This is a genomic window from Pseudomonas sp. CM25 (assembly GCF_013179705.1).
GTDB lineage: Bacteria > Pseudomonadota > Gammaproteobacteria > Pseudomonadales > Pseudomonadaceae > Aquipseudomonas.
In genome coordinates this window covers 1-5,457 of record NZ_JABMCW010000346.1, presented here as the reverse complement: position 1 = coordinate 5,457, position 5,457 = coordinate 1, and the positions used below count along the sequence as shown (strand labels likewise).

Annotated in this window: 5 protein-coding genes and 2 pseudogenes; 5 read left to right on the top strand and 2 right to left on the bottom strand. The window is 61.0% G+C overall.

Features of this window, described 5'->3' with window-relative positions; genetic code table 11:
* Positions 1-492, top strand: a pseudogene (locus HP546_RS25080) (iron-sulfur-binding ferredoxin reductase); the annotation flags it as partial.
* A gap of 123 nt (positions 493-615) precedes the next feature.
* Here HP546_RS25080 and pyk read toward each other — a convergent pair.
* A complete protein-coding gene (gene pyk, locus HP546_RS25075) occupies positions 616-2,070 on the bottom strand; it encodes a pyruvate kinase (protein WP_172230953.1) in 1,455 nt (484 codons plus the stop codon).
* A gap of 179 nt (positions 2,071-2,249) precedes the next feature.
* Here pyk and HP546_RS25070 point away from each other — a divergent pair, with 179 nt between their 5' ends.
* From HP546_RS25070 to sbcB, 3 genes are all read left to right on the top strand, one after another.
* A complete protein-coding gene (locus HP546_RS25070) occupies positions 2,250-2,636 on the top strand; it encodes a tol-pal system YbgF family protein (protein WP_172230950.1) in 387 nt (128 codons plus the stop codon).
* Between the two features lie 122 nt (positions 2,637-2,758).
* Complete coding sequence (locus HP546_RS25065) at positions 2,759-3,118, top strand: PilZ domain-containing protein (protein ID WP_172230947.1); 360 nt, start codon at positions 2,759-2,761, stop codon at positions 3,116-3,118.
* A gap of 42 nt (positions 3,119-3,160) precedes the next feature.
* The gene (gene sbcB, locus HP546_RS25060; protein WP_172230944.1) at positions 3,161-4,594 is read left to right on the top strand and encodes an exodeoxyribonuclease I; all 1,434 of its coding nucleotides are present in this window, start codon (positions 3,161-3,163) and stop codon (positions 4,592-4,594) included.
* Between the two features lie 72 nt (positions 4,595-4,666).
* On the opposite strand, the gene mvaT is transcribed toward sbcB, so the two are convergent.
* Entirely contained in the window at positions 4,667-5,044 is a 378-nt protein-coding gene (gene mvaT / locus HP546_RS25055; RefSeq protein WP_172230942.1) for a histone-like nucleoid-structuring protein MvaT, read from the bottom strand.
* A gap of 283 nt (positions 5,045-5,327) precedes the next feature.
* Here mvaT and HP546_RS25050 point away from each other — a divergent pair.
* Positions 5,328-5,457: pseudogene (locus tag HP546_RS25050) on the top strand (formyltetrahydrofolate deformylase); the annotation flags it as partial.

Sequence of the window (5,457 nt, the reverse complement as noted above, 5' to 3'; positions counted from 1 at the left end):
GATGATTACCTTGAATTTCATATCGATTGCCAGCGCCCAGGCGATTTTTGCGACAGGGCCCGGGGGCTGAAGCTCGGGGACACGCTGCGGCTGGGCGAACTCAGGGGCGGGGCGTTGCACTACGACCCGGACTGGCAGGAGCGGCCACTGTGGCTGCTGGCGGCCGGTACCGGTCTGGCACCGTTGTGGGGCATCTTGCGCGAGGCGTTGCGCCAGGGGCATCGGGGGCAGATTCGGGTGGTGCATGTGGCACGGGACCGTGCTGGGCATTATCTGGCCGAGGCGCTGATGCAACTGCAAGGCGTGGATGTCGAACTTGTGCTGGCGGAGCAGATGGATGAAGCGCTGGCGCGGTTGCGGCCGTCATCGCGGCAGACGCTGGCGCTGGTGTGCGGAGCGCCGGGGAGTGTCGAGCGGTTTGCCCGACGGCTGTTCATTGCCGGGGTGCCGCGGGGGCAGGTGTTTGCTGATGTGTTTGTGGAGCATGTCTGAAAGCCGGGAGGGCGTTGCCCTCCTTTCGCGACACAAGGCCGCTCCTACCGGGGAATGCATAACCCTTGTAGGAGCGGCCTTGTGTCGCGAAGGGCCGCAAAGCGGCCCCTTTCAAGCTAAGGATCAGCCGACCAGCGGATCGCCAACGTGCAGGATCTTCATGCCATTGGTGCCACCGATGGTGTGGTAGCTGTCACCTTTGGTCAGGATCACCCAGTCGCCTTGCTGCACCAGGCCACGCTGGAGCAGTTCGTCGACCGCCGCCTGGCTCACCTTGTCGGCCGGCAGCGAGGCCGGGTCGAAGGCGATCGGGTACACGCCGCGGAACATCGAGGCGCGCGCCTGGGTGGCGCGGTGCGGCGACAGTGCGTAGATCGGCACGTGCGAACGCAGGCGCGACATGATCAGCGGGGTGTAGCCGCTTTCGGTCAGGGCGATGATCGCCTTCACGCCCGGGAAGTGGTTGGCGGTGTACATGGCCGCCAGGGCGATGCTTTCGTCGCAGCGCTCGAAGGTGGTGTGCAGGCGATGGCTGGACTTCTGGCTGGTCGGGTGCTTTTCAGCACCCAGGCAGATGCGGGCCATGGCCTGGACGGCTTCGATCGGGTAGGAACCGGCGGCACTTTCGGCCGACAGCATCACCGCGTCGGTGTTGTCGAGCACGGCGTTGGCCACGTCGGACACTTCGGCACGGGTCGGCATCGGGTTCTGGATCATCGACTCCATCATCTGGGTCGCCACGATCACCGCCTTGTTGTTGCGGCGGGCGTGCTGGATGATCTTCTTCTGGATGGCGATCAGCTCGGCATCGCCGATTTCCACACCCAGGTCGCCACGGGCAACCATCACTGCGTCGGAAGCGGCGATCAGCTTGTCGAGGGTTTCATCGTCGGCAACGGCTTCGGCGCGTTCGATCTTGGACACCAGCCAGGCGCTGCCGCCGGACTCGTCGCGCAGCTTGCGCGCGTATTCCATGTCGCTGGCGTCACGCGGGAAGGAAACGGCCAGGTAGTCCAGGTCCATTTCTGCGGCCAGCTTGATGTCGGCCTTGTCTTTTTCGGTCAGGGCCGGTGCGGTCAGGCCGCCACCTTTGCGGTTGATGCCTTTGTGGTCCGACAGCGGGCCACCGATGATCACCACGCAGTGCAGGGCATCAGCGGTAGCAGTCTCGACGCGCATGACCACACGGCCATCGTCGAGCAGCAGTTCGTCACCTACGCCGCAGTCCTTGACCAGATCGGGGTAGTCGATACCGACGATGTCCTGGTTGCCTTCGGTCAGCGAGTGAGCGGTGGAGAAGGTGAACTTGTCACCGATCTTCAATTCGATGCGCTTGTTGGCGAACTTGGCGATGCGGATCTTCGGGCCCTGCAGGTCGCCCAGCAGTGCGACATGGCGGCCGTTCTTGGCAGCGATTTCGCGGATCAGGCGGGCGCGGGCCTTGTGCTCGTCCGGGGTGCCGTGGGAGAAGTTCAGGCGCGCCACGTCCAGGCCGGCAAGGATCAGTTGTTCGATCACTTCCGGCGAGTTGCTGGCGGGGCCAAGGGTGGCGACGATTTTGGTACGGCGGATGGTCATGCACAGACTCCTATAGTGAAGCGCAGCGAAAGGCTACTCCTGAATCTCGCTGTAGTCATTGTTCGGTTGCACTACCTGCGACCAAGGCAGGGTGGCATTTGAACGGGCAGGGTATCCTTGCAAAACGGTGTGAAGATTTGCAGGCAAGCGCCGATACACTGGCATCAAAGGAGATCCCCATGCGAGCCCTGATCGTTTTCGCCCTGGCCGCCAGCGCCGTCGGCTGCACCCGCTGGTCCATGGACCACCACCTGAACAATGCCTATCGCGCCTACGACCGTGGCGACTGCCAGCGGGTGATGCTGGAGCTGTCCCAGGTCGACCGCACCAGCCGCGCCCGACCGTTCATCCACCCCGAGGTTTCGCTGCTGCGCGGCCAGTGCCTGGAGCGCCAGGCGCTGTACGTGGATGCTGCGCAGACCTACCAGTACCTGATCCAGCAATACCCGGGCAACGAATATGCCTATCGGGCGCAGGCACGCCTGCAAACCCTTGAAAAGCTCGGCCATTACCGTGGTGGGGAAGCGGCGGTGGCCAACCCGGTGACGACTGCACCTTGGCGATAACACCAAGGTGTGATTTATTTCACGGGATTTGCGGCGCGCCCTGCGCTAATCTGTAACTCAGCTGTTACAACAACCGCCAGTTCCACGTATTCCTGGCTCAGGTACGGAATGCACTTGCGATCATGTTCAACAAGCGCCACATCGAACGTCACCAACTGCCTTGTGTCCTCAAGGTATTCAACCGCTTTACCGGCCAGGCGCTCGGCCAGCTGGGCAATGCCTCCGAAGACGGGTTGATGGTCATCAGCCAGCTGCCAGTGCTGGTAGGGCCAGATTACGAACTGCAATTGCGCTTGCCACTGGTCGGCGGCGGGCACCAGTTTGTCAACCTGACGGCCAGCTGCCTGTGGTGCCGCGAGGACCAGACGCCGGGGCACTACGACTCGGGCTTCATGCTGTTGCAAGCACCGCGCGAATACGATGAATTCGTTCGCTCATTGCGGGAGTATTTCAGTTTCCTTCCTGCCGACGCTTCGGTTTGAGGCTGCGTTAGAATCGGGTCGACCTCGATACAGGACGACCCCGTGACCTCCAGCATATTCTGGCACGACTACGAAACCACCGGCATCAACCCGCGCTGCGACAGGCCGCTGCAGGTGGCCGGCGTGCGCACCGACTTCGACCTCAACGAGATCGACGATCCGATCAGTCTTTATTGCCGGCCCTCCGACGACATCCTGCCGCACCCGGCCGCCTGCCTGGTGACCGGCATCACTCCGCAGCAGCTGGCCGAACACGGCCTGTGCGAAGCCGAGTTCATGACCCGGGTACACGCGCAACTGGCGCAACCGGGTACCTGTGGCGCTGGCTACAACACCCTGCGCTTCGACGACGAAGTGACGCGCTACAGCCTGTACCGCAACTTTTTCGACCCCTACGCGCGTGAATGGCAGGGCGGCAACAGCCGCTGGGACCTGATCGACATCGTGCGTACAGCCTATGCACTGCGCCCGGACGGTATTCACTGGCCGCAACAGGACGGGCGTACCAGCCTGCGCCTGGAGCTGCTGAGCAAGGCCAATGGCATTGACCATGGGCATGCCCACGAAGCGCTTTCCGACGTGCGGGCAACCATTGCCCTGGCCCGACTGATCCGGCAGCAACAGCCCAAATTGTATGACTGGCTGTTCCAGTTGCGCAGCAAGCACAAAGTGATGGAGCAGGTCCGTCTGTTGCAGCCACTGGTGCATATATCCGGGCGCTTTTCGGCAGCACGTAGTTACTTGGGCGTGGTATTGCCGTTGGCCTGGCACCCGCGTAACCGCAATGCGCTGATTGTCTGCGACCTGCATCAGGAAACCCTGCCGCTGCTGACGGAAAGTGCTGAAGTACTGCGCCAGCGGTTGTATACGCGCCACGAAGAACTGGCCGAGGGTGAATTACCGGTGCCGCTCAAACTGGTACAGATCAACCGCTGTCCGGTACTGGCGCCATTGTCGGTATTGCGCCCGGCCGATCAACAACGCCTGGGCCTGGACTTGACGTTGTTACAATTGCGCGGCGAACAGTTGGCTAATCAACAGGCGCAATGGCAAGACAAGCTGGAACACATCTTCGGCCCGGAAGACTTTGCCCCGAGTGAAGACCCGGAACAGCAGTTGTATGCTGGTTTTCTGGGTGACCGGGACCGGCGCTTATGCGAGCAAGTTCGTGCGCTGGAACCGGCGCAGTTGGGCCGCGGGCAATGGATGTTCGATGACCCGCGTCTGCCGGAATTGTTGTTCCGCTATCGGGCGCGTAACTTTCCGGATACCTTGACCGGCGAAGAGCAGCAACGTTGGTTTGGCTTCTGCCAGCAGCGCCTGAGCGAGCCACAGTGGGGCGCGCCGAATACCTTGGGCGACTTTGCAAAGGCGTGCCAGCAAGCCTGGGATGGCGCCGACGAGGCGGGCCGGGGTGTGCTGGAGGCCTGGCAAGTGCATGCACGGCAATTGCAGGCACAATTTGCAATTGGCTGAGAGCAGACAAACAAAAACGCCGGCAATGTGCCGGCGTTTTTGTTGAGCGAAGCAAAAGGCGGAGGCGGAAAATCAGTCCAGCAGGGTCGCCCAGCTTTCAACCACATCGCCGCCCCAGTTGGCTTTCCACTCTTTCAGGGTTTTGTGGTTGCCGCCTTTGGTTTCGATCACTTCACCATTGTGCGGGTTCTTGTATTGCTTGACCTTGCGCGCACGCTTGGTGGCAGTAGTCTTGACGGCGCCGCGTGGGGCCTTGCTCAGTTTCGACTCTGGGTCGAGCAGGGCAATCACGTCGCGCAGCGACTTGGAGTACTCGCCCATCAGCGTGCGCAGTTTGCCTTCGAACTCCAGTTCTTTCTTCAGCTTGTCATCCTGCGACAGGTTGGCCAGGCGGGCCTGAAGTTCCTTGATGGCTTCTTCGGTAGCGCGGTACTCGTTGATCAGGGACATGGAGTGTTCCTTAATGCGTGTTCAGAAATGTGTGGGGCAATAATAGACAGCCGATACTCGCAAGTAAACATAATATTGGCCAGTTAACTGCTAATTAAGCTGTGACAATATTTCTCTACGTGAACAAAAATTTACATAAATACCGTGCATGTGGTCATGTCTGTCAGACATTGCCCTCAAGCATCTGGCGACCTGGGCGCGCCATCGCGGCTACGATCAATACTGCGTTTTTTCTGGCGGGCCGCTAGAATGAGCGCCTTTGCGAAGTTCTGGAGTCTCATTCATGCGCACCTATCGTCTGGTGATCGCCTGCCCCGACCGTGTTGGCATCGTGGCGAAAGTCAGTAATTTCCTGGCCCTGTACAATGGCTGGATCAACGAAGCCAGTCACCACTCCGATGAGCAGAGCGGCT

Coding starts and splice junctions, on each gene's coding strand:
- mvaT (WP_172230942.1), bottom strand. CDS start 5,044: ATGTCCCTGATCAACGAGTACCGCGCTACCGAAGAAGCCATCAAGGAA.
- pyk (WP_172230953.1), bottom strand. CDS start 2,070: ATGACCATCCGCCGTACCAAAATCGTCGCCACCCTTGGCCCCGCCAGC.
- HP546_RS25070 (WP_172230950.1), top strand. CDS start 2,250: ATGCGAGCCCTGATCGTTTTCGCCCTGGCCGCCAGCGCCGTCGGCTGC.
- HP546_RS25065 (WP_172230947.1), top strand. CDS start 2,759: ATGTTCAACAAGCGCCACATCGAACGTCACCAACTGCCTTGTGTCCTC.